This is a genomic window from Pseudomonas fluorescens (assembly GCF_902497995.1).
GTDB classification, from domain to species: domain Bacteria; phylum Pseudomonadota; class Gammaproteobacteria; order Pseudomonadales; family Pseudomonadaceae; genus Aquipseudomonas; species Aquipseudomonas fluorescens_BK.
In genome coordinates, this window is the sequence record NZ_CABVII010000067.1 from 1 (window position 1) to 568 (window position 568).

The following is a 568-nucleotide window of genomic DNA, read 5'->3' on the forward strand; positions in this document are numbered from 1 at the left end:
GCTCAAAGGCGTCGAGGTGGAATTCGCCTGGGGCGGGCACATCGATCTGACTCTTAAACGCACGCCGGATGTCGGTTGCGAGGGTAACCGTTACTGGCTGCAAGGTTATTCCGGTCATGGCGTGTTGCCGACGCTGGCCGCTGCGCGTGCAGTGTCCGACGCGATTCTAGGCAATACGGACGAATTGGCCTTGTATCAGGGCCTGAGCAATGGTCGTTTCCCCGGCGGCAAACATTTCGCAGCACCGCTGGAGGCGATCGGCAAAGCCTGGTATCGCCTGCGTGACAGCATTTGAAGAGGCCATTTGTGGATACCCGACGATGACCAAGCAAGAAGAAATCGCCGCGCTGGCGATCCTCATCCACGACCTGCGCAAGCACAAGAAGTGGACCCTGAAAGAACTGGCCGACAAGATCGGTCGTTCGGTGGGCTTCCTCTCGCAGGTCGAGCGCGGCTTGTCGCGGCCCACCGTCGCCGATCTGACCGCGATCAGCGAAACCTTCGGCGTGCCAACCACCTATTTCTATAGTTTGCCCAAACCTAAAGAGCTGCCGTGGGTCACCCGCCC

Annotated in this window: 1 protein-coding gene and 1 pseudogene; both read left to right on the plus strand. The window is 59.7% G+C overall.

What is annotated here, in order from left to right; all coding sequences use genetic code 11:
* Positions 1-295: pseudogene (locus F8N80_RS30930) on the plus strand (FAD-binding oxidoreductase); the annotation flags it as partial.
* 25 nt (positions 296-320) lie between these two features.
* Positions 321-568 (plus strand): helix-turn-helix domain-containing protein (locus F8N80_RS30935; protein ID WP_150785340.1); only part of this gene is annotated, 248 nt, incomplete at its 3' end.